We start from the raw sequence: 23,464 nt of genomic DNA, 5'->3' as shown, positions 1-23,464 counted from the left end.
TCCTTCGCTTCCTTTTGGATGTTCTTCATTGTTTTCGCTGAAGTTACTTTATATATTTATAGTTATTATTTTGTTAACACTATGTAAATCATCAATACCTTATACGCGCTCGATGATCATGGCAATACCCTGACCCACTCCAACGCACATACAGCACAATGCATATTGGCCATTTCTTCGGTGAAGCTCGTTAGCAGCCGCCATCACAATACGTGCTCCACTCATGCCTAACGGGTGCCCCAACGCAATGGCTCCACCATTTGGATTTACATGCTCGGCATCATCAGCCACACCCAGTTCGCGTAACACTGCCAGCGCCTGTGCGGCAAATGCTTCGTTTAACTCGATTACATCCATATCGTTTATCGACAACCCTGCCATCTCTAATACTTTCTTGGCCGCAGGTGCCGGGCCTATACCCATCACAGCTGGCTCCACACCGACGGTTGCACAGGCGACGACTTTCGCTTTAGGCACCAAGCCATACTCAGCAACGGCTGCATCACCAGCGACTAACAAGGCTGCAGCCCCATCATTCACCCCCGACGCATTACCAGCAGTAACACTTCCTTGTTCGGCAAATGGCGCACGTAAGCTAGCCAGCTGCTCAAGCGTGGTCTGTGGCCTTGGGTGTTCATCCTCGCTTACCTCTGTTGCGGGTCCCTTGCGGTTAGGAATAGTCACCGGCACAATCTCTTCTGCCAACCTACCCGCCTGTTGAGCAGCAAAAGTGCGCTGCTGACTACGCACAGCATAGGCATCTTGATCTTCACGGCTGATGCCATAACGCGATGCGACATTTTCCGCCGTTTCTGGCATCGAGTCGGTACCAAATTCACTTTGCAATTGCTTGTTAATAAAGCGCCAACCTATGGTGGTGTCGTACATTTCAGCCCGACGGTCAAAAGCGCTCCCCGCCTTGCCCATCACAAACGGGGCACGTGACATCGACTCAACACCGCCTGCCACCATGAGTTGAGCATCGCCGGATTTGATGGTTCGCGCAGCCAATGCCAGTGCATCCATTCCCGAGCCACACAAACGGTTAACAGTGGTCCCCGAGACTTCTTGCGGCATACCCGCCAGCAGTACACCCATTCTTGCCACATTACGGTTGTCTTCACCGGCTTGGTTGGCACAACCCAAAATAACATCGTCTACTTTGCGCCAATCCAGATTGGGATGACGATCGACCAGCGCCTTCAATGGCACCGCAGCCAAATCGTCAGGACGTACAGATGAAAGTGCACCGCCGTAACGGCCAATTGGGGTTCTAACTGCATCGCAAATATACGCGTTACTCATCTTCCACCTCCAAGACGGGCATGCCCAAACGGTGCGCCTTACCACGAAATAGCGCGACTAACTTTCCTAGTTGATTGGTGATTTCGATATCGTAGGTTCCCGTGACTTTGCCTTGCGATTTCACATTGGCATTGGCCGTTAGCAAATCCCCTTCTTTGGCTGGACGGATATATTCGATGTTGCACCCTGCTGCGACCGCAGCTTGGTTCTCGCTGTTACAGGCGAATGCAAAAGCAGAATCGGCCAAACTAAAGATCATGCCACCGTGGCAGGTCGCAAAACCATTGAGCATATCGGAAGTGACCGTCATGCTAACCACAGCATGCCCCTTATCCATCAGCTCAATTTTCATGGCCAACTTATTCGAGCAGCCATCATCGCTATACATTTTCTCGGCGCAACGCCAAGCTAGTTGTTGTTGACTATCCATATCTCATTAATTCCCGTATGCCATTTGTCGTAACAGAGGTGATGGACGGTACCGTTCCTCACCATAGAAATGTGTTAATTGATCCAAGGTCTGTTCAAGGTGCTTCCATCCCAATTGGCGGCCCCACTCAATCGGACCTTGTGGGTAATTTACGCCGCTTTTCATCGCCATATCGATGTCTTCCAAACTCGCGCCACCTTTGTTGGCGAGATCGAGCCCTTCATTCACCAACATGCCAAGGGTTCGCCACATCACCATGCCAGAGTAATCCTTGGTCAGAATCACTTGCTTGCCCAACGACTGGATGAAAGCTATAACCGCCTCAGTCTGTTGCTGGGTGTTTTGCCATGCAGGTGCCAATGCAATAACAGGAGCTGTCAGGTAGTCGCTACAATAATCGAAAATCACCACGGGACGCTGAAATTGCGCGGCCAGCTGAGTTGCTGTATTGCCTCTGGTTGGCACCAGCAATACACCGTCAATTTCAAGTGCGGCACCTGCTAACTTCAAATTCGTGTGTTCTGTGGCGCTAGATGACTGAACAGGCTGGTGATTCAAGACCAACTGCTCAAATGACTTCTCTGGCTGCTGCCAATCACCAATTTGGTTAACTGAGCTAATTGCTTTTTCCACGCTTGGATGAAAGCTTGGCGATGCTGTCTCAGTACCCGCTTGGTACTGATAGAAACCCCGGCCTGTTTTACGGCCAAAAAAACCTGCGTCCACCAACTCCTTTTGGATAAGCGAAGGCTGATAGCGCCTGTCGTGGTAACACGCATCAAAAACACTTTTGGTGACAGCGTAATTCACATCATGGCCAATCAAATCCATTAACTCGAACGGCCCCATATTAAAGCCACCGGCATGGCGCATCAGATAATCGATTTCATCAACCGATGCGACCTGCTCTTCCAAGGCGCGTAGCCCCTCCGCATAAAATGGCCTTGCTACGCGGTTTACAATAAAGCCAGGTAACGAACGGGCTAGAACCGCATCCTTACCACATGTACGTGCCCAATCGAGAGAAATTTGCGCTACGTCATCGCTGGTCGCCACGCCCTTGATCACTTCCACCAACTTCATAACCGGTGCCGGATTGAAAAAATGGATACCCACCATGCGCTCTGGTTTTTCAAGCGCACTGGCAATTGCCGTGATGGATATCGATGACGTATTGCTCGCCAAGATAGTGTCGGCACCACAGATATTCTCAAGATCACGAAAGACTGATTGCTTCACTTCCAGGTTTTCGACAATCGCTTCGATAACTAGCCCTGCACCTGCCACCTCATTAAGTTGAGCTGAGCACTCAATTCGTGCCAACGTCGCATCAGCTTCACTTTGGGTTATCCGCCCTTTATCGACCCGACGCGATAACCCCTTCTCGATTTGCGCTTTGGCTTGCTGGGCTTTACCTGCCAACAAATCAAACAAGCACACTTGATAGCCAGACTGGGCGGCAACTTGCGCAATGCCCGCCCCCATGGCCCCAGCACCAATAACCGCCACTTTTTCGATAGAAAAATGCCCCACGATTATTTCCCCTTAAACTCAGGTTGGCGCTTATCAAAAAATGCAGCGACACCTTCTCGATAATCTTCAGTGCGTCCCGCTAACCGTTGCAAGTCACGCTCTAAATTAAGCTGTTCACCCAATGTGTTATTGGTACTGCTATTGATCGCTTGCTTGATATAACCCAGTCCAACCGTTGGCTGAGTCGCTAAACGCTGGGCAAGTTCCATTGCTGTTGGCATCAAACTATCGTCATCAACACATTGCCAAATCATGCCCCACTGCTGGGCCTGCTCTGCGGGTAGCTTTTCACCAAGTAGCGCCAAACCTTTTGCTCGGGCCGTACCCACAAGGCGAGGTAAAGTCCATGTACCGCCGGAATCAGGCACCAAGCCCAACTTACAAAAAGCTTGAATAAAGCTGGCTGACTTACCGGCAATCACAAGATCACACGCCAAGGCCAAATTCGCACCGGCACCCGCTGCAACACCATTAACCGCAGCAATAATGGGTTTGTTGATTTGAGTGATTTTATTAATGAGAGGGTTATAAAAACGCTCAATACTTTCCCCTAAATCAGGCATTGATTGATCAGCGCTTATATTTCGATCATTTAAATCTTGTCCAGCACAAAACGCTCTACCCGCGCCAGTAATCACCAAGGCGCGAACTGACTCGTCTTTTTCTGCTTGTTTTAAATATCCCATTAATGCTTGATGCATTTGTGGATTGAAACTATTTAATTGAACCGGTCGATTTAAGGTGAGCAAAGCCACTCCAGCCTCAACGGAGTAATGAATACTGTCTTCCATTTTTATTTTCCTTGGTAGTTTGGCGAGCGCTTGTTAAAAAAGGCGTCAATCCCTTCTTGTCTATCCTGACTAGCAGCAAGCAAACTAAATAACTGGCGTTCTTGCTTTAAACCTTGCTCCAACGTGGTGTTTGGTACTTGCTGCAAGGCTTGCTTTGCAGCCCTGACCGCTAAAGGCGCACGTTGAGCAATCTTGCTGGCAATTTGCTGGCATCGCTCTAGCGTTAATGCATCAACAACGATTTCGCTAACCAAGCCGGCTTGCTGGGCGCGTGATGCCGGAATAGATTCGCCGGTTAACACCATTTGATTGGCCAGTGATTTACCGACAGTACGGCTCAAACGTTGTGTTCCCCCGGCCCCTGGCATCAAACCAAGGGTGATCTCAGGGAGTCCAAATACGGTTTTCTCGCCGGCAACAACCACGTCGCACAATAAAACCAATTCCAACCCGGCACCGAGCGCATACCCATTGACGGCAGCTAACAAGGGTTTATGACATTCGCTCAAGCGTTGCCACAAACGAGGTCTAACATTCAACCAAGTATCGATCGCCCTTTGGCTTGCGAGTTCATTAAGGTCGGCGCCAGCAGCAAAGCACCGGTCCCCACCCGTAATCACTACCGCGCCTATATCCGACTCGCCTTCGGCCCAATCCAGCACATTTGCCAACTCTTCCAAACAATCATTGGTGAGTGCATTTCGTTTTTGGTAATGAGTAAAGCGAACCGTTAAAACACCCTGTTGTTGGCTACAATCAAGATAAGTTAAATCCATTTCTACCATCATAACGCGTGACCTTATACATCAAAGTCGATAGAGACTTCGTCAGACGTTGGTACCGCCTGGCAACTGAGCACATAACCTTTATCAATCTGATCTTGCTCAAGGCTATAATTCACCGCCATTTCCACCTCGCCCGACTTCACTTTACAAATACACGTCGCACATACGCCCCCTTTACAGGCATAAGGGAGATCAGCCCCCTGACGCAGTGCTGCATCCAGCAAGCTGTCGTCTTCAGCGGTCATTTCCAAGTCCATCACTCGGCCATCTCGCTTAAGCTTGACGCGGCTAAATGCGGCTTTATTTTCAACTGTCGGACGGGACGTTACGCCACTATTAAAGCGCTCTACATGGAATTTTCGCTCGTCCATGCCACCTTCACTCAAAGCAATATATGACGCTTCAAGCATTTCTTCAGGGCCGCACATATAACAAGCATCAAACTGGTTCCAATCAAATAACGACTGGCCTAATTGGCGAAGTTTTTCAGGATCAAGGCGGCCATTTAATAGCTCAGCCTCGTTGCTTTCACGGGAGAACAAATAAACAATCTGTAATCTTTCAGGAAAGCAGTTTTTAAAATCCGCTAATTGCTCCCTGAACATGGTGGAGTTCAGGTTTTTATTTCCGTAAAGCAAAGTAAACTGGCTATTGGCTTCTTCCTCCAAAGCCGACTTCAGCATGGAGATAATTGGCGTAATTCCCGAACCGACTGCAATACCTAGGTAATGCTTACTTGCTTGAGGTTCAGTAACAAAGCCAAATTTTCCCTGAGGTGGCATGACATCAATGGTGTCGCCAACGTTAAGTTCATTATTGGCATAGTTTGAAAAGCGCCCATCTGGAATAGCCTTTATGCCAACTTTTAATTGCGACTCATTGGTCGACGAACAAATGGAATAACAGCGGCGCAACTCTTCACCTGCCACATCGGCTTTTAGCGTTAAATACTGCCCAGGGTGAAAAGTAAATTGCTCCTCTAAATCTTCAGGTACTGAGAACGTCATTACCACGGCGTTATCAGTTTCTCGCTCTAGCTTGTTTATCGTTAACGAATAAAAATCTGTCATGGTACGTTCTCGTTTAAATACACTTGAAATAATCAAAGGGCTCATAACATTGACGGCATTGGAAATGCGCCTTGCAGGCTGTTGAGCCGAATTCACTGACCAATTTGGTGTCTTTACTTTGGCAATGCGGGCAAATCACCTCATCGGGTAATGGCTGGCTAAAACATGCTTGCCCTTGCGGTGGTGCAATTCCATAATCAGCCAATTTTCTTCGGCTCGCTTCCGACATCCAATCCGTTGTCCAAGCCGGATCAAGACAAACCTCAACCTTTACTGGGGTGTACCCAGCCTTATTCATACACTCGGTAATGTCGCTAATTAGCATGTCAGTCGCCGGGCAACCCGAATAGGTTGGCGTAAACGTCACGACCCATTGCTGCCCCTCAAAACGAACTTCACGCAACATACCTAACTCGGCAATGGTCACCACCGGTATTTCAGGGTCTGGGATACTTGATAACAACTGCCAAACAGCTGATTGAGCCGGGTGTGATAAGCCCGCTATGGTTTGAACATGGGTTTGAACAAGCATGCTGCCTCCTTACCACTGGCAGTTTGGGTAAACCCGCTGCATGTACTGCATCTCAGCCAAAATGTAACCAAGGTGCTCGCTATGTTGCCCCTGTTTGCCACCTTGTCGACTGAAGTCCAAATCCGGCACAACCAAGTTGGCTTCAGCCAATACCTCAGAAACTTGCTGCAACCACTTAGCTTTCAATTCACTCACATCGACCGCAATACCAGAACTGACCAATACGCTTTCTTGTATCGACGGTGTAAACATTTCTTCTGTAAAGCGCCACAGCTCGGCCAAAGCAGACTGTATTTTTTGATTGCTAGTATCAGTGCCGTCACCTAGGCGGATCATCCATCCCCGGCTAAAACGTAAGTGGTACGCCGCTTCCTTAATCGACTTTTTGGCAATTGCCGCAAATTGTGGGTTTGTACTCTTTTGCAGCTCGGCCAAAAACAAATTGTGGAAAACATCAAACAAGAACTGGCGAGCTAAGGTGATATCAAACCCTTCATTGGGCTGTTCAACCATTAGCAAATTTAAATAGCCAGATTGATCGCGGAAATAAGCAAAGTCATCTTCGCCTCTGCCCGATCCCTCAAGTTCGGCAGCGTACTGGTAGAAATTGCGAGCCTCACCCAATAGGTCGAGCCCAATATTGGCCAGTGCCATATCAATTTCCAGCTCGGGGGCCACACCACACCATTCAGACAAACGATGGGATAAAATCAGGCTGGTATCGGCAAGTTGAAGCGCATATTGCAGTTCAGGATTATCTTTAACCATTTATTTCCCCTTCTACATATGCTTGATGTCGGCCGGAATAGTGTAAAAGCTGGCGTGGCGATACACTTTATCTTCTGAAGGTTCAAAAAAAGGTCCCTTCTCGCTAGGTTGCGAAGCGGTGATCTGCGAAGATTTCACTACCCAAATCGAACAACCTTCGTTTCGACGGGTGTAAAGATCCCTAGCACCCTCGAGCGCCATCTGGTCATCTGCTGCGCGTAAACTGCCAACATGCTTGTGGTCAAGGCCCTGCTTACTTTGAACAAACACTTCGTACAACGGCCAACTTACTGAACTCATCATTCTCTCCTTGCTTATGCGACTTGTTTTTGTTGTTTGTTGCTATGTGCGATAGCAGCCTCACGAACCCAGGCTCCCTCATCCCAAGCACGTTGCTTGGCCTGAATGCGTTCATGGTTACAGATGCCGTTGCCATGGATAACCTGCATGAACTCTTCCCAATCAATCTCACCGTGATCGTAGTGACCGCGCGCTTCATTCCATTTCAAGTCAGGGTCAGGAATTGTCATACCCAAGGCTTCAACTTGGTGTACCGTGTTATCAATAAACTTTTGGCGTAGTTCATCATTACTTAGGCGCTTGATTTTCCAAGCCATGCTCTGAGCTGAGTTCGGAGATTCACTATCATTGGGACCAAACATCATTAACGATGGCCACCACCAACGATTAATCGCATCCTGCAACATCGCACGCTGCTCTTTGCTGCCATTCGCCAATGCTGTTACCGCCTCATAGCCTTGACGCTGGTGAAAACTCTCTTCCTTACAAATACGCACCATGGCACGGGCATAAGGGCCATATGACGTTCGGCATAATGCCACCTGGTTAACAATGGCTGCACCGTCGACAAGCCACCCCACTACGCCAATATCCGCCCAGTTCAGCGTTGGGTAATTAAAGATCGATGAATACTTCATCTGGCCTTTCAGCAGCTTCTGATACAAGTCATCACGATCCCCGCCAAGGGTCTCCGCTGCGCTGTACAGGTACATGCCATGTCCGGCTTCGTCCTGTATTTTTGCCAGTAGTACCGCTTTACGACGAAGCGATGGCGCTCGGGTTAACCAGTTTGCTTCTGGCAACATGCCTACGATTTCAGAGTGGGCATGCTGACCAATCTGGCGGATCAATGTTTTTCGGTAGTGCTCTGGCATCCAGTCTTTCGGCTCGATGGCAATCTCATTTTCTAGTTTGTGCTCGAAGCAAACATTCTCAGAAGACATTCCCTGACCTCACATTGTGATACGTTATTTTTCATAATGTAATTTTACTGTATCACTTGGTGGGCATTTAACAACCCTTAACACCAAATTAATTAACATTTAATTTACAATCGTTGATTTCATTGAAGTTTTTTGGATTAACGGATCGTAAAGAAAGAAATAGTCGTGAGAGGAATTAAATATGAATGAGAAGAACGAGAATAAGCCGGCTAACAAGTGTTGTTAGCCAGCTTAACTTAATAATAAGCATGAATATTAAGCGCAAGTAAAATAACGCTTAGATGTTATATTTATTATTTAATATCCATTTTAAAGAATGGATCTAAGCGTTTTTAAGCCTTCAGGTCACCTTCTTTACGCGCAACCAGCGTCAAGATTGTATACAGCGCCACGGGATTACCCTCTTGGTTTGTCACCTCAACGTCCCAAGCAACAACCCCTTGCGGTGTTTCCTCTATATTTCGCTGACGCTTCTTCACTTTCTTCTGGCATGTCAGCTTCACTTGAATCGTATCGCCGATAGCAACAGGCTCAATAAAACGAAGGCTTTCCATACCATAGTTAGCTAGCACTGGTCCCGGTGCCGCTTCGACAAACAGGCCTGCCGCAGCTGAAATAACAAAATAACCATGGGCAACACGCTGACCGAACATCGATTCTTTTGCAGCAATCTCATCCATATGAGCATAGAAGTGATCGCCGCTGAGGCAGGCAAAATTAACAATATCTGCTTCAGTGATCGTCCTTCTCGCCGTTGTCAGGCTTTCACCAATGGCAATATCTTCAAAGTGCTTCTTAAATGGGTGCACCAGATCTTCGGTTGTTTCTGCCCCTCTCACCCATTCCTTACCCACGGCTGCAAGCATCGTTGGTGAGCCCTGTACGGCTGTACGTTGCATGTAATGCTTAATTCCGCGCAGCCCTCCCATCTCCTCACCACCACCAGCTCGGCCAGGGCCGCCATGAACAAGCATCGGCAGAGGTGAACCATGGCCTGTTGATTCCTTGGCAGACTCGTTGTTCAGAATATGCAGGCGACCATGGGCATGACCAATACGCGCAACCATTTCAGCAGCAAATGCCGTTGACGCTGTTACCACACTGCCAACTAGGCTGCCTTGTCCTAACTGGGATAGGGTCACTGCTTCGTCTCGGTTGCCATAGGGCATTAAGGTACAAACAGGGCCAAAAGCTTCAATATCGTGAACCGGTGTTGCCGTTAAAGGCTCATCACAAACTAGCAATGTCGGAGGGTAATACGCCCCCTCCTCATTGCCATTTGGGCTGAAGCCCGATAGTTCACCGCCAGTCACCACTCGGCAGTAGTTGGATAGCGAGGTTACTTTTTCTTGTACATCATCGCGTTGTGAGCGGCTAATCAATGCGCCCATCTTAACGCCTTCTAGGCTTGGGTCTCCCACTACTACTTTGGCAAGTCTGGCACTAATCGCTTGGCTAACCGCTTCAAGTAAATGGCTTGGCACCATGGCACGGCGGATTGCAGTACATTTCTGCCCCGCTTTTACAGTCATCTCGCGGCATACTTCTTTGACAAATAAGTCAAACTCTGGGGATTCAGGGGTAACATCATCCCCTAAGATCGCACAGTTCACCGAGTCGGCTTCCATCGTGAATGGTACAGACTTAGCAATCAAATTTGGTGTGGCGCGGAGCATTTGACCCGTTTGAGCGGAGCCGGTAAACGTCACGACATCTTGATAATCTACACGGTCTAACAAATCACCCACGGAGCCACACACAACTTGAATGGCGCCCTCTGGAACCAAGCCACTTTCAACAATCACCTTCACCATTGCTTGGGTCAAATACGCCGATTCAGAAGCAGGTTTGATGATGGCAGCCATTCCCCCTAGCCAAGTTGGAGCTAGTTTTTCCAGCATCCCCCAGCAAGGGAAGTTATACGCATTGATGTGGATGGCAACACCCGGTTTCGAGGTTAAAATATGGCGGGCAGCAAACGTACCTTCTTTAGATAGTGGAATAAGATCATCTTCAGGCCATACTGTCTCATTGGGTAACTCACGGTTGGCAAGGCTTGCATAGTTAAAGAAAGTTGCAGCGCCACCTTCAATGTCCACCCATGAATCGACCCGAGTTGCACCGGTATGAGCCGATAGCGAGTAAAACAATTCTTTGTTGGCAAGCAGCAGCTTCGCCACCTCTTTGAGCATATTGCCACGCTCAAGGAACGTCATTTGAGATAATGCCTTACTTCCCTTGTCTCGGCCAAAAGCCAGCATCGCCTGATTATCAATGCCTGTGCTATCTAACCGGTATAGCGCTGCGTTGGTCAATGCACTGGATACAATCCTCGGTTTGCCATTTCCATAGTGCCACTTCCCCATTATATAACTGTGCAACTGTTCCATCGTTTCATCCTTTTTGAAATTACTGGCTAGTGAGCAAATAGCGCAGATCCCTACCTACTCCATATATGATTTCACTCTCTAATAACTTGTCTCCCGATCACAAATGTAACATCCCGACAACATTTAACAAATAAAAATGACTCATTTTCTTTGTTAAATGAAAATTTGTGTGTCATGTTTATTTTTAACCAAAACCCAAACATGGCAAAAAAGGAATACAGGATGCTGAAAAAAGTGATGATGAAGGGCATAGCAGGCGTAACTGCGAGCATGGTTTTAGCGAGCACGTCATGGGCTGCAGACTATGAATTGCGCATAGCGACTTGGTTAAGCCCAACGCACACCATGAACCAGGACGTTTTCCCTACTTGGGGCAAGTGGGTTGAAGAAGCCACTGAAGGCCGCGTCACTATCAAACTTGAATACGATGTTGGTCATCCGAAAAGTTTGGTGGATATGGTCGAAGATGGCGCGGTTGATGCCGCTTGGACATTCCACGGCTATTTACCTGGCCGTTTCCGCTTACCTCAAATGACAGAATTACCAGGTTTAGATGCCGGTGCTGAAGCAGTGTCTGTTGCCCACTGGCGTATCAACGATCAGTATTTCAAAAAATCAGGAGAATACGACGGTGTCGAAGTCGCAGGGCTATTTGTACATGGTCCGGGACAAATCCATCTGCGCTCACCTATCGACTCCATCAAAGAGCTTGAAGGCAAAAAAATTCGTGTTGGTGGTGGGATCTCCACCGAAATAGGCAAGCGCCTTGGAGTAACTGGCGTCAATGCGCCTGCAAACAAAGCCTATGAAATGCTATCTCAAGGGGTTGCCGACGGTCTATTCATGCAAATGGATATGATGAAAGTTGGACGTTTCAAAGATGTCGCTCCTTACACCATTAAACTACCCAATGGCCTATACCTTGGTTCATTTGGCATTTTCTTGAGCCCTGACTTCATGGCTAAGCTATCAGAAAAAGATCGTGAGGCTATCCGCAACGTGTCGGGCGAGCGTCTGTCTGCATTATCAGGTCGAACTTGGGCAAAAGCCGATGAGGTAGGCGAAGCCGATATCATTGCAAGCGGTAGCCAAATCACCGAAGCCTCTGCAGAAGATATTGCATACTTCAATGAGCTGATAGAAGGCATGGATCAAAAATGGATCAAAACAGCAAAGCGCCGTGGCGTTGATGCCGAGTCTGCACTTGAAGCATTCCGTAATGAAGCACGTAACTATCAACCTATCGAGCTATAAGGGCGTGAGACATGCGTGATTCAATCATTAAACTCGTTCAGTGCTGGGAATGGGGAGCCCAGCACTTCGACCGAGTACTCAAACTCTTTGCCGCCGTGATCTTATTTAGCTTGATGATCATTACGTGTATCGATGTATTGGGCCGCTATTTATTTTCCTCACCACTTATCGGTAGTGTCGAGCTCACCGAGTTATTAATGGGGAGCTTGATCTTTGCCACCCTCCCCTTAATTACTTGGCGTAAAGAACACATCAGCGTTGATCTAACTGATTCAATCATCCCGACCTCAATAAAAAAGGGACGGGATAGTATTTTCAATATTATGGTGGGTATCAGCCTTTTCACTATCGGTTTTAAAATCTGGGATTTGGCATCTCGCTCCCAACGCTATGATGAAGTTTCAGAGTATTTGGAAATACCGATTTATTACTTTACCTATTTTCTCGCGATCTCGTGTTGGCTTACGGCCATTACCTCGATTGTATTGGTAATTACCCAAGCATTTAATAAACAATACGATAATCAAGGATAGATTATGCTCATCACACTGATTGGTTTTGCAGTATTAATGTGTTTAATACTGCTGCGAATGCCTATTGCCTTCGCCATGGGGGTTGTTGGCTTCATTGGCTATGCCGCCCTCGGCGATTGGAACTTCAACGGTGCCCTATCGGTAAGTGCCAAGCGCTTAATCGATACATCTCAAGACTACGGGCTATCCGTTATTCCCATGTTCATTCTTATGGGTAACCTGATCACCAAAGCAGGTTTATCCCAAGAACTGTATCGCGCTTGCTATGCTTTTTTCGGCCATAAAAAAGGTGGTCTGGCGATGGCAACGGTTGCTGCTTGTGGTGGTTTTTCGGCAATATCTGGCTCTAGCCTCGCGACATCGGCAACCATGGCAAAAGTCGCCATGCCATCCATGCGGAAATACGGTTATTCTGACGGTTTGGCTGCAGCTTCTATCGCTGCAGGCGGGACCCTAGGTATTCTGATCCCCCCAAGCGTGATCTTGATTATCTACGGCGTACTTACCGAGCAAAGTATTCGCGACTTGTTCGCGGCGGGCTTCATCCCCGGTGTACTTGGCATCGTGTTATATATGCTGGCAACCCGTTATGTTGTATGGCGTAACCCAAAGGCAGGCCCATGCGGTGAACGCATGAGCAAAGAAGAAAAATGGCATGCGATTCGTTCAGTTTCTGCCATCCTTGGGCTATTTGTACTGGTAATGGGCGGTATTTATGCCGGTATATTCACCCCAACCGAAGCCGCTGGCGTAGGCGCGGGGGGTGCATTTGTTATCGCGTTATATCGTCGCTCGCTAACCCTACCTGTATTGCATGACATCCTGCTGGAAACAGCCAGAACCACCACTATGCTATTTGGTGTGATCATCGGCGCCCTGATCTACTCAAACTTTGTTAACCGTGCGGGGCTGCCTGCCGAACTCGTCAACCTAATCCAGTCTGTTGGTGCTGATCCTATCTTGGTCATGCTTGCCATTCTAGCCGTCTACATTCTGCTGGGTACGGTATTCGAAAGCCTTTCCATGCTGCTTCTAACTATTCCTGTTTTTTACCCATTGGTTCAAAGCATGGGGTTCGATCTAGTTTGGTTCGGCATTATCGTTGTAGTGGTCACTGAAATCAGCTTAATTACCCCGCCTGTCGGGCTGAATATCTTCGTTCTGAGCGGTGTCATTAAAGACATTAAAACCAGCACAATATTTAAAGGTGTCACCCCGTTCTGGTGTGCCGATATTATCCGTCTGGCGCTATTGCTGTTTATTCCGGCTTTGTCGCTGTGGTTACCCGGAATGTTATACAGCGCGTAAGCAACACAGAAAAATAAAACAATAAGCCTCACTCTAGTGAAACAAGGAATGATAATGTTTAAGAAAACTCTAGTGGCAATTTCTACCCTAATTGGCCTGAGTGCCATCAGTGGCTGCAGCACCATAACCGACACACAAGAAATCACTATCAAACGCGATAGTTATGGGACTCCCCATATCTATGCCGATACCACCTATGGTCTTTTTTATGGTTACGGCTACGCGATTGCCCAAGATAGACTATTCCAACTTGAAATGGCCAAGCGCAGTGCACAAGGTAATGTGGCTGCGGTGTTAGGGAAAGACTACCTGCCTTTAGATATCAAGGTACGCGAGCATTACAACCCGCATACCATTAAAGCAGCAATGGCCGAGCTATCGCCGGAGGACCACGATATCTTCAGGGGATACGCCAATGGTATCAATCAGTGGATCGCACAGATCAACCAATCCCCAGCCACACTGTTGCCAAAACAGTTTATTGATAACGACTTCACACCTTCAACCTGGAATGAATTCGATGTCGTTATGGTGTTTGTCGGCTCGATGATTAACCGATTCGGTGATTACAATACTGAGCTTGATAACCAGCAATTACTCGCTGCCTTGACCGATAAACATGGAACAACACTCGCCAAAGAAATCTTTGATACTGTTCTTCCCCACCAAAGCGACAGTGCCGTTGACACTATCCCTGCGGGAGAATGGAGTCCAGCAGAAAGAAAACAGCTTAAAACACAGCTTGTCGCCAAGCTAGAAAAGCAAGAATCACATCAAGATCTACTTCTGGCATCCAACACGATCCGATCTTATAACCAGCGCGAAGCTATTTCTCCAAACACTAATGGTCTTCAGGGAACCCTGAATTGGCGTGGCTTTAACGAAGCACCATTCAGTAATATTTTGGTGCTGGGTAAAGAGAAAACCAATGGTGCCAATGCCGTACTTATCAATGGCCCTCAATTTGGTTTCTACCGACCTGCCTATACCTATTCTGTTGGCCTTCATGGTGCTGGGTACGATGCAGTGGGTAACTCTCCAGCCGGCTACCCACTCGTTCAATTTGGTCATAACGGCAAGATTTCCTGGGGAAGTACATGGGGCGCCGGCGATAATGTTGACCTGTTTCAGCTTGAATTAAACCCAAGCAACGATGAAGAATATCGATATAAAGGGAAATTCATCCCCTTTGAAAAAGAGAGCCAGACCATAAAAGTTAAAGGTCAGCAAGATGAGGTGATTACGGTCTATCGCTCAGTCCACGGCCCGGTTATCAAGCACTCGACAGAAAATGGGATTGCCTATGCCAAAAAACGTGGCTGGGCAGGTAAAGAACTTTCAACCCTCCTTGCATGGAACAAGGTCTCTAAAGCTGAAAACCACCAGCAGTGGTCAAATTATGTCGCCGATAGTGCCATCAACGTTAACTGGTACTATGCCGATCAAGACGGCAATATCGCCTATGCCCTTGGTGGTCACTACCCCGTGCGCCACCCTGACTTTGACGGTCGGCTACCAACACCGGGAGACGGTAGCGGCGACTGGCTAGGCATTTACCCATTCAGCTCCAACCCGCAGGTACTCAACCCTGAAACGGGTTATATTGCCAACTGGAACAACCGCCCTGCGGCTGGCTTCCCGAACCCAGATCAATGGTGGTATAGCTGGAATACTGTCGACCGTAATGTCGAATTAACCAAACGTGTTGACGCACAAAACAGTTTCTCCTCGCAGCAAGCGTGGGACTTGATGATGGATGCCTCGGTCATCGACCCTAACGCTCGCCATTTCGTGCCTGGCTTAATTAAGCTTGCACAATCGAGTGATGACCCAGCGCATCAAGAAGCCGCTGATGTTCTAGCAAGTTGGGATTTCAGCAACACTGACAACAACCAAAATGGGAAATACGACCACCCAGCTTCAGCCCTGTTCCGAACATGGCTGAAAGAAGTCTTAGCAACGGCCTACTCACCGGTGATGCCTGAAAGTAAGTTGGCTTGGTTTACCAACCCCGGCTACGGCAATAAAGACAGGGTGTTAGCCAATAGCTATAACATTCAAACCAGTACTAAGGCACTTTCCGATATTCTGTCCAACCCAGAACTCTTTGGTGAGAGCGACAAACAGGAGATTAAGCTTACCGCCCTATCTAACGCCGTTTCTTCACTCACCGAGACTTACGGTGAAAATAGTGACAACTGGTTAGCCAATGTCGACATTCTTCGCTTCGACAACAAGAACTACATCGGTGTCCCACAAGCAGGCCAAAATGAAGTGTCTGATACCCCACTCGCCTTAAACCGCGGCACTGAAAATAACATGACAGTGTTTTACGCTGACGGTATCGAAGCCTATGAAGTCGCCGCACCGGGCCAATCTGGTTTCATTGCCCCGGACGGCACTCCATCCCCTCACTATGATGACCAATATGAGGACTTCATCAACTTCCGCCTCAAACCGGTTTACTTTGAGCGTGATGTACTAAAAGTAAATTCTGGTTCGAAAACGGTCTTAACCATCAACTAAAATCAAGGCCAGACCCCAAGGGTTCTGGCCTCTTCTTCGGTTTCACTGTAGGTACACCCAAAAGCAATTAATTCATATCACTTTGCAATAAAAAACTAACCGCTTTATCAAGTTCTTCCTTTGATGTTATGTTTCCTTTGTAAGATCTAATTCCATTCTTTGACGAAAGAATCATTATCGAAGCATCTATATATTGTAACAGATAAATGATATTCAAATTACCTCGTATCATTTGATCGACAGATTCATCATCCGAAGTCAGTAAGACTGATGCGATACTGCCATCCGTCATTCCTCTAGGATAAATAAGTTTTTCATGAAGTAACCTTATAGGCTGATCGTAAATATTAATTTTGTTTTTCAGATTTTTAGGTTCGTATTCTCCTGAAAAGCTAGTTACAAGGTAAAGCATAAAGTCATTATGTTTACTTCTATAAACTAGCTTATCAAAACAAACACTTTCAACGTCACAGGTAAATGCATTCATTAAAGGCTCAGAATAAACTTTGATAGATTCTTCAATACTGGCAGTAGACATAGCAGGTGTCATGCCAGCGAGACTTACAAATAATAGGTTGATTAACCCACGACACTTCATCACTATTCCAAAAATTAGATTAACATTTTAAACACTTTAGAGACCCTATTAATGATTCAACCACGGTGACGTAATACAGAACGTCTGCTGGTCGAAATCTATCTCCCCTTGAACGCCAATAGGGGTTACCAGCATAGGATGGGTATGGCAGCTGTCAAAACCATTTAAAATAGGAACAGCTTGCCCGTTTAGCACTTCCATCAATACATCCAGTGGTTGGCGACCTGTCCCCTTATCATCAAACAGTTCATGCTTTCCTAAAATAATGGCGGAAACCTTGTCGAATACACCGCAGAGCTTTAAGTGATTAAATGAGCGCTCTACCGTCTCTATTCCTAGCATACAATCTTCTACCAACAAGATATCGCCTTGCTTGATCTCTGGCATATAGGGGCTTCCCCATATCCCTGCCATTGTGTTTAGATTGCCCCCTACAATTCTCCCATGCACAACACCTGAGCCGATATACTGCCAATTATTAGATTGAACCGGTTTAGCTTCAGATTGGCTTTCCCATTCAATACGAATATCCGTCCAAGACTTTGGCATTAGATATTGATAAGGCAGGCTTTGCTTTTGGTATAGCCTTTCACATGCCTTTCCACAAAGAAGCGCCTCAAAGGAGGCAAACGTCTCATCGACTAGCGGGGGATATTCACCGAATGAGGCAACCAGTGCAGGGCCATAAAACGTTATCAAGCCTGTTTGGGCATAAATACCCAACAGCAAGGCAGTAACGTCCGAATAGCCAATAATAATTTTGGGATCTTTCTTTAACGCCGCATAGTCAATGTAAGGCAGTAGCGCATTACTGTTATTTCCGCCGATAGTTGAAATAATGCACCGAACTTCAGGATCGCGGATTAACGCATTGAGTTCATCAACCCTATCCAGAATATTGCCCGACCGGTAATAGTCTGACTGACCGGTCAATTCTCCCGCTTTCAGGTTAAACCCTTTTTGTTGTAAATACGCTTTTGCCCTTTCAAAACGCTTAGGAGCAAAACAGGTTGCCGGCGATGATGGCGAGAAAAAACCAATGGTATCGCCTTGTTTAAGCGGTGGAGGTAGTATAGCCATTATTGCCTCATTCATTATATTTGCTAAATTAATTAATACCATCAACAACTTAAACTAGGTAGTTCCATCGCTATTGTTTATCTAACAGTTAGATTTTCATCACAATCGAGTGTGAAAGGTACTTCTATAGCATTGAGTCTATAACATCGGCACAATGATTAGAGCACGAAACATAATAAGAAACTCAAAACAAATCCCACCCCATAAAACGAGACCTCGAACTTACTTTAGAAGTTAAACACCTAATATCTCAAACAAAAACACAAACATAGCTCACATTTACTTACAAACCATCTACAATCTTATTGAGCAACTCATTCGAACACTAATAATTGTTGGTGAGTAAACCCAACATTGAGAAAGGATACTCGATATGAATTATAAAACCCCATTACTGCTTGCTATAAGTGCAATGGCAATGAATGCCAATGCCAGTGAATGCGGGAAAGTCACCATTGCTGACATGAACTGGAGCTCTGCCAGCCTTATTGCCAATATTGACCGCTTTATTTTGGAACACGGCTTTGATTGTGATGCCGAGCTAATACCTGGCGATACCATGCCAACCGGTACATCCATGATTGAAAAAGGCCAGCCAGATGTCGCTCCTGAACTGTGGAGTAACAGTTTGAAAGATGCGTTAGATAAAGGTGTCGCAGAAAAACGTCTACGCTATGCCGGCAAATCACTGGTTGATGGCGGTGAGGAGGGATTCTGGGTACCGAAATACCTTGTGGATAAATATCCTGAGATGAAAACTATCGAAGGTGTTGAGAAACATGCCAAGCTATTTAAGCACCCAGAAGACCCTGATAAGTCTGCCTTCTACAGCTGTCCGGCGGGTTGGAACTGCCAAATCAGTGCAGGAAACCTGTTTAAGGCGATGAAGCTTGATGAATCTGGCTTCGTTATAGTCGACCCAGGATCGGCTGCAGGTTTGTCGGGCTCTATTGCTAAAGCCTATGAGCGCCAACAACCTTGGTTTGGTTATTACTGGGCACCCACTGCGGTCCTAGGTAAATACAACATGGTCAAAGTAGATTTCGGTAGCGGTATTGACGAAGAAGAGTTCGTTAAATGTACGACAAATGCTGAATGTGAATCACCTAAAACCACCATGTACCCGCCATCACCTGTCCATACCATTACCACTGAAAAGTTCGCAACCCGCTCACCTGAAGCCTATGAATACTTTACCAAGCGAGGCTTCACTAATGCCGACATGAACCAGATTCTGGCGTGGATGGAAGACAATCAGGCTGATGGTGAAGAAGCGATGTTCTACTTCCTTGAGGAATATCCGCAAATCTGGCAGCAATGGCTACCACAAGAGGTCGCAAAGAAAGTACAAAACGCGCTGTAAGTCACATCTAAAATTTAAGGTATAGGATTACCTTGTTGTACGCCAGAGCCCTTTGGGGCTCTGGTAAGAAAAGGAATTAAACATGTCTGAGTCTAATTGGCTTAGCGAATTCCCGGAAATGGATCGTTCAGATCTCCGGGCAATCCGCAAATCGCTCGATGGTGCCTATCGTGATTTCTCACGTGAATATGGTGATCTCATTGAGTCTTTCTTCGATCCCCTACTCTCTTTCTTGGTCTGGTTTGAAAAGCTGCTCATTTCGACCCCTTGGGTAATAGTGCTTGGCGTCTGCACTGCGCTAATTTATGCAGCGAGCCGCTCTTGGAAGCTATCGCTGGGCTGCTTTATCTCTCTCAGCTTGATTGGTTATTTCGGTATGTGGGAAGACACCATGCGTACCCTCAGCATCATTACTGTCTGTACTATGCTCGCCATTTTATTGGGGATTCCTATCGGCATCGCAATGGCGCGGTCGAACCGTGTGCAATCTGTAGTAACGCCATTACTTGATGTAATGCAGACTATGCCAGCCTTTGTATACCTCATACCCGTGGTGATGCTACTGGGTATAGGTAAAATACCGGGGCTCATCGCTGTAGTTATCTATGCTATACCTCCCGTGATCCGCCTAACTAACCTAGGGATCCGCCTTGTCGATAAAGAAGTGCTAGAAGCCGCAACGGCTTTCGGAGCAAACAAGAAACAACGCTTGCTGGGCGTACAGCTACCTTTGGCTATGCCAACAATCATGGCAGGCATCAACCAAACCATTATGATGGCGCTGTCCATGGTGGTGATTGCTTCCATGATTGGCGTAAAAGGACTGGGCCAACCTGTACTTAAGTCGATCACCAATCAATACTTTACACTGGGGTTGTTAAATGGCCTTGCTATTGTCGCCCTCGCTATCCTATTTGATCGTGCTTCACAGGCTTATGCCAAACGTACTCAGGCCCACTTAGGAGATCTCACACATGACTGAGCCATTAATTGAAGTTAACGGTCTGTATAAGATCTTCGGCCCCAAGCCCACCTCAGTGATAGACCGAGTCAACAGTGGGGAAAGTAAGGATAAAGTGCTCAGCGATACCGGCCATACTGTCGGCCTCAAAGACATCAACCTAAAGATCAATAAAGGGGAAATCTTTGTCATCATGGGCCTCTCGGGTTCGGGAAAGTCAACCTTGATCCGCCACTTCAACCGTTTGATTGACCCTACCCTGGGGCAGATCTTGGTTGAGGGTATCGATGTCATGAAGCTGTCTGTTGATGAACTTGTCTCCTTCCGCCGTCACAAAATGTCGATGGTATTCCAACGGTTTGGTCTGTTGCCTCACCGCACAGTGGTAGACAATGTCGGCTACGGCCTCGAAATCCAAGGGCTCGCAAAATCAGAACGAATGGCCAAAGCAAAGGAGTGGCTCGACGCCGTGGGTCTTAAGGGTTACGAAAACCAATACCCGGCTCAATTGTCCGGCGGACAGCAACAAAGGGTTGGCCTTGCACGGGCGCTCAGTACGAACGCAGAAATTCTGTTGATGGACGAAGCGTTTTCAGCCCTTGATCCGCTGATCCGCAGTGAAATGCAAGATCAGCTCATTGAACTGCAGGACAAACTTCACAAAACCATTATCTTCATCACCCACGATTTGGATGAAGCCTTACGGTTGGGCGATCGCATTGCGATCCTCAAAGACGGTGAGCTGGTTCAACAGGGCTCACCCGATCAAATCCTTCTCCATCCTGCCGATGAGTACGTTGAGGCGTTTGTAAAAGATGTCAATCGGGCTCGCGCATTGACCGTTGAAACCGTCATGCAGCCTCCTGCTTATCGGATCACCGCGAAAACGATTCAGGAAGCCTTGGCTGAGATGAAACGAATCAAGCAAGATTATGCCTACAATGTTACAGAAGAAGGTTACCAAGGCGTTGTCACCAAAGAAAGCTTACTTGATGCTGCTAAAACCGATGCTAGCCAAAACCTAGAGCAAGATATCTATGAGGAAGTGCCTGTTATTTCACCTGGCTCGGTAATCGAAGAAGTACTGCCTGACACCATGTCATGTGATTATTCTTTGCCCGTTGTTGACGAAGATGGCAACCTGCAGGGTGAGCTTGAACGTAGTGCCGTTGCGGAAATTTTCACTGATAGTAGCGAGGCTAAACCTTCATCAAAGGAAGCCCTAACCATCCAACCCGTGATGGATAAAGCGTCATGATAATAAATACCTCATAACACCAATCAGTGATATTCAGTTTGGTCTTACTAAAACCGCCCATATCAGCATATCGATATGGGCGGTTTCTTTATCTTTATTCTGGCTTAAAGAGCGTAGCGTTATGAAATTTCTTTCATCGCCGAAACAACCGATGGATCATTGAGCAGATTAAATAGCATGCTCTTTGCTGATGCTCGCTGGGCGTCAGATAATGCTTTCTTTGGGTTTTCTCGGCATAGTGTCAGTATGTTTTTGATGAACTTACTGTTAGTCCCAGATAGCTCATACACGAACCTAAGCGTGTCTAGCAGCTCTCCCTGAGGCAAGCTATACACTGCCATCTCACAGCTAAGGTTATCCATTGCAAGGAAGTTGTTCACTACCTCACGACGCTCTGCATTGAACTTCTCTTTCGCGATGTGGCCATCAATCAAAGCCTGTACTCTCTCAGCGATAGCTAAAGGCACTTCCATTGTTTTTGTTTCTTGAGTCATCATTGTTTCTCCTGCTCTAACTGGGGTTACCTACAGCCTCGATAATCGGGTAACAAAAGGCTAACTGCGTAACGACTGTAGGAACAATTTTTCATTTTGTATAGGTAAACGATTATAGGTCTGAGATAGTTATTAAGACGGACTCCAGCTCATCCCAAGGCATGAGTTGGCTGTCGATTACCTCAAGACGGCTTTCGAACCCTTCAAGGGTCACTTTATTGACCGAAACGACGCCGTTATTGACATTAAAGGCATGACAACCTTTGTTGGTGTTAATGACACCTTTCACACGCTCAGCCGTCAGATTGCAGAACATGGAAAACAGTTGGTCAAAATCGAAAGTGACCTCGGCGCCAAAAATCCAGCCACAGCTAAAGTAACCCTGGCCTTTGTTTTCCTTGCGGATATATTTCTGGTTTGGCGGCAGCTGGAACTGCGGTTCCATATCAGCATGTTCATGATGATGGGCTTCAATCGTAGACGCTTGGTCTTGCTCTGTTCGGTCAGTATCGAGTAAATCAATGGGAAACTCACCCTGCTTGACCATCAGGCTCGCCAGCTTCTTCGGCTGCTGCGTTGCCACCCAGTGCTCGAATATGCCGACATCCACCTCGTCACACTCGTCAAGTTTGTTTCCGATAACAATTTCTGCCACATCGAGTTGATCGTTGAAGTTCTGGTTTTCCGTATACTTTTTATTAGAGAGGTTACGAGGGTCAACCAAAGCAACAGTGGCTTTTAAATCGATATAATCTTTGAACTGATTGGACGTTAGCACCGAGATGATTTTATGAGGATGACCAAGTCCGGTTGGCTCTATCAACAGTCGGTCTGGATTCTGGCGTAATAACGCGGTGATCCCGACGGAGGTCGGTACGCCGGCTGTGCAGCACATACAGCCACCCGGTACTTCTTTGATCATCGCGCCAGAATCAGTAAGAATGGCACCATCAATACCGATTTCGCCAAATTCATTGACCAGAACAGCCCACTTTTCGTTGGCAGGCTTATTCTTGAGCAAGTTAAGGATTGTCGTGGTTTTTCCAACACCAAGAAATCCGGTGATGACATTCGTTGGTATGCGCATAATGAGTCATTTTTCCGTAAACATTGACGGGAAATTTACATGAAATATGCCCACGCCACAAATCATTGTGGTTCTATTGTGGCACTAAGGCTTTTGATTTATTTTAGTTTATTATCCAAGATTATAGCGTTGGGTGAAAAGTCACCCTTTTTGA

Annotated in this window: 22 protein-coding genes; 7 read left to right on the top strand and 15 right to left on the bottom strand. The window is 46.9% G+C overall.

What is annotated here, in order from left to right:
• Positions 1-99: 99 nt before the first annotated feature.
• From pcaF to paaZ, 11 genes are all read right to left on the bottom strand, one after another.
• Positions 100-1,305 carry a 3-oxoadipyl-CoA thiolase gene (gene pcaF, locus L4D79_RS01505; RefSeq protein WP_428646411.1) on the bottom strand — a complete coding sequence of 402 codons (1,206 nt, stop codon included), beginning with the start codon at positions 1,303-1,305 and terminating at the stop codon, positions 100-102.
• Positions 1,298-1,735 carry a hydroxyphenylacetyl-CoA thioesterase PaaI gene (gene paaI / locus L4D79_RS01500; RefSeq protein ID WP_428646408.1) on the bottom strand — a complete coding sequence of 146 codons (438 nt, stop codon included), beginning with the start codon at positions 1,733-1,735 and terminating at the stop codon, positions 1,298-1,300. Before paaI ends, pcaF begins: the two co-directional genes overlap by 8 nt.
• A gap of 6 nt (positions 1,736-1,741) precedes the next feature.
• A complete protein-coding gene (locus L4D79_RS01495; RefSeq protein ID WP_428646405.1) occupies positions 1,742-3,268 on the bottom strand; it encodes a 3-hydroxyacyl-CoA dehydrogenase in 1,527 nt (508 codons plus the stop codon).
• A gap of 2 nt (positions 3,269-3,270) precedes the next feature.
• The gene (paaG, locus tag L4D79_RS01490) at positions 3,271-4,059 is read right to left on the bottom strand and encodes a 2-(1,2-epoxy-1,2-dihydrophenyl)acetyl-CoA isomerase PaaG (protein ID WP_428646402.1); all 789 of its coding nucleotides are present in this window, start codon (positions 4,057-4,059) and stop codon (positions 3,271-3,273) included.
• A gap of 2 nt (positions 4,060-4,061) precedes the next feature.
• Positions 4,062-4,847, bottom strand: coding sequence for an enoyl-CoA hydratase-related protein (locus L4D79_RS01485; protein WP_428646400.1), 786 nt, complete (start codon positions 4,845-4,847; stop codon positions 4,062-4,064).
• Between the two features lie 11 nt (positions 4,848-4,858).
• Positions 4,859-5,914: a 1,2-phenylacetyl-CoA epoxidase subunit PaaE gene (gene paaE / locus L4D79_RS01480; protein ID WP_428646398.1), complete on the bottom strand. Its 1,056-nt coding sequence runs from the start codon at positions 5,912-5,914 to the stop codon at positions 4,859-4,861.
• 13 nt (positions 5,915-5,927) lie between these two features.
• Complete coding sequence (gene paaD, locus L4D79_RS01475) at positions 5,928-6,446, bottom strand: 1,2-phenylacetyl-CoA epoxidase subunit PaaD (RefSeq protein ID WP_428646395.1); 519 nt, start codon at positions 6,444-6,446, stop codon at positions 5,928-5,930.
• A 9-nt stretch (positions 6,447-6,455) separates the two neighbouring features.
• On the bottom strand, positions 6,456-7,214 hold the full coding sequence (paaC, locus tag L4D79_RS01470; protein WP_428646392.1) for a 1,2-phenylacetyl-CoA epoxidase subunit PaaC: 759 nt from the start codon (positions 7,212-7,214) through the stop codon (positions 6,456-6,458).
• A 12-nt stretch (positions 7,215-7,226) separates the two neighbouring features.
• Positions 7,227-7,514, bottom strand: a complete 288-nt coding sequence (gene paaB / locus L4D79_RS01465; RefSeq protein WP_428646390.1) for a 1,2-phenylacetyl-CoA epoxidase subunit PaaB — start codon at positions 7,512-7,514, stop codon at positions 7,227-7,229.
• A 14-nt stretch (positions 7,515-7,528) separates the two neighbouring features.
• Positions 7,529-8,458 carry a 1,2-phenylacetyl-CoA epoxidase subunit PaaA gene (gene paaA, locus L4D79_RS01460; protein ID WP_428646387.1) on the bottom strand — a complete coding sequence of 310 codons (930 nt, stop codon included), beginning with the start codon at positions 8,456-8,458 and terminating at the stop codon, positions 7,529-7,531.
• Between the two features lie 332 nt (positions 8,459-8,790).
• Positions 8,791-10,848, bottom strand: coding sequence for a phenylacetic acid degradation bifunctional protein PaaZ (gene paaZ, locus L4D79_RS01455; RefSeq protein ID WP_428646384.1), 2,058 nt, complete (start codon positions 10,846-10,848; stop codon positions 8,791-8,793).
• 222 nt (positions 10,849-11,070) lie between these two features.
• Here paaZ and L4D79_RS01450 point away from each other — a divergent pair, with 222 nt between their 5' ends.
• The 4 genes from L4D79_RS01450 to L4D79_RS01435 are packed head-to-tail and all read left to right on the top strand — an operon-like array spanning position 11,071 to position 16,469.
• Positions 11,071-12,102 carry a TRAP transporter substrate-binding protein gene (locus tag L4D79_RS01450; protein ID WP_428646381.1) on the top strand — a complete coding sequence of 344 codons (1,032 nt, stop codon included), beginning with the start codon at positions 11,071-11,073 and terminating at the stop codon, positions 12,100-12,102.
• 11 nt (positions 12,103-12,113) lie between these two features.
• A complete protein-coding gene (locus L4D79_RS01445) occupies positions 12,114-12,635 on the top strand; it encodes a TRAP transporter small permease (RefSeq protein WP_428646379.1) in 522 nt (173 codons plus the stop codon).
• 3 nt (positions 12,636-12,638) lie between these two features.
• Positions 12,639-13,943 carry a TRAP transporter large permease gene (locus L4D79_RS01440; RefSeq protein ID WP_428646376.1) on the top strand — a complete coding sequence of 435 codons (1,305 nt, stop codon included), beginning with the start codon at positions 12,639-12,641 and terminating at the stop codon, positions 13,941-13,943.
• Between the two features lie 54 nt (positions 13,944-13,997).
• Entirely contained in the window at positions 13,998-16,469 is a 2,472-nt protein-coding gene (locus tag L4D79_RS01435; RefSeq protein ID WP_428646373.1) for a penicillin acylase family protein, read from the top strand.
• Between the two features lie 67 nt (positions 16,470-16,536).
• On the opposite strand, the gene L4D79_RS01430 is transcribed toward L4D79_RS01435, so the two are convergent.
• Together L4D79_RS01430 and L4D79_RS01425 are read right to left on the bottom strand one after the other, a co-directional pair.
• Positions 16,537-17,067, bottom strand: a complete 531-nt coding sequence (locus tag L4D79_RS01430; RefSeq protein WP_428646370.1) for a hypothetical protein — start codon at positions 17,065-17,067, stop codon at positions 16,537-16,539.
• 48 nt (positions 17,068-17,115) lie between these two features.
• The gene (locus L4D79_RS01425; RefSeq protein WP_428646368.1) at positions 17,116-18,147 is read right to left on the bottom strand and encodes a S66 family peptidase; all 1,032 of its coding nucleotides are present in this window, start codon (positions 18,145-18,147) and stop codon (positions 17,116-17,118) included.
• A gap of 373 nt (positions 18,148-18,520) precedes the next feature.
• On the opposite strand from L4D79_RS01425, the gene L4D79_RS01420 reads away from it, so the two are divergent.
• The 3 genes from L4D79_RS01420 (at position 18,521) to L4D79_RS01410 (ending at position 21,729) form a co-directional block, all read left to right on the top strand.
• Complete coding sequence (locus L4D79_RS01420; protein ID WP_428646365.1) at positions 18,521-19,510, top strand: ABC transporter substrate-binding protein; 990 nt, start codon at positions 18,521-18,523, stop codon at positions 19,508-19,510.
• 82 nt (positions 19,511-19,592) lie between these two features.
• A complete protein-coding gene (locus tag L4D79_RS01415) occupies positions 19,593-20,492 on the top strand; it encodes an ABC transporter permease (protein ID WP_428646362.1) in 900 nt (299 codons plus the stop codon).
• Positions 20,485-21,729, top strand: a complete 1,245-nt coding sequence (locus L4D79_RS01410; RefSeq protein ID WP_428646360.1) for a quaternary amine ABC transporter ATP-binding protein — start codon at positions 20,485-20,487, stop codon at positions 21,727-21,729. Before L4D79_RS01415 ends, L4D79_RS01410 begins: the two co-directional genes overlap by 8 nt.
• 119 nt (positions 21,730-21,848) lie before the next feature.
• On the opposite strand, the gene L4D79_RS01405 is transcribed toward L4D79_RS01410, so the two are convergent.
• Together L4D79_RS01405 and L4D79_RS01400 are read right to left on the bottom strand one after the other, a co-directional pair.
• A complete protein-coding gene (locus L4D79_RS01405) occupies positions 21,849-22,223 on the bottom strand; it encodes a hypothetical protein (RefSeq protein WP_428651673.1) in 375 nt (124 codons plus the stop codon).
• A gap of 112 nt (positions 22,224-22,335) precedes the next feature.
• Positions 22,336-23,310, bottom strand: coding sequence for a CobW family GTP-binding protein (locus tag L4D79_RS01400; RefSeq protein WP_428646358.1), 975 nt, complete (start codon positions 23,308-23,310; stop codon positions 22,336-22,338).
• Between the last annotated feature and the right edge of the window lie 154 nt (positions 23,311-23,464).

Source organism: Photobacterium satsumensis (assembly GCF_050336935.1).
GTDB lineage: Bacteria > Pseudomonadota > Gammaproteobacteria > Enterobacterales > Vibrionaceae > Photobacterium > Photobacterium satsumensis.
The sequence above is the reverse complement of the archived record's forward strand: the minus strand, read 5'-3'. Positions and strand labels throughout refer to the sequence as shown.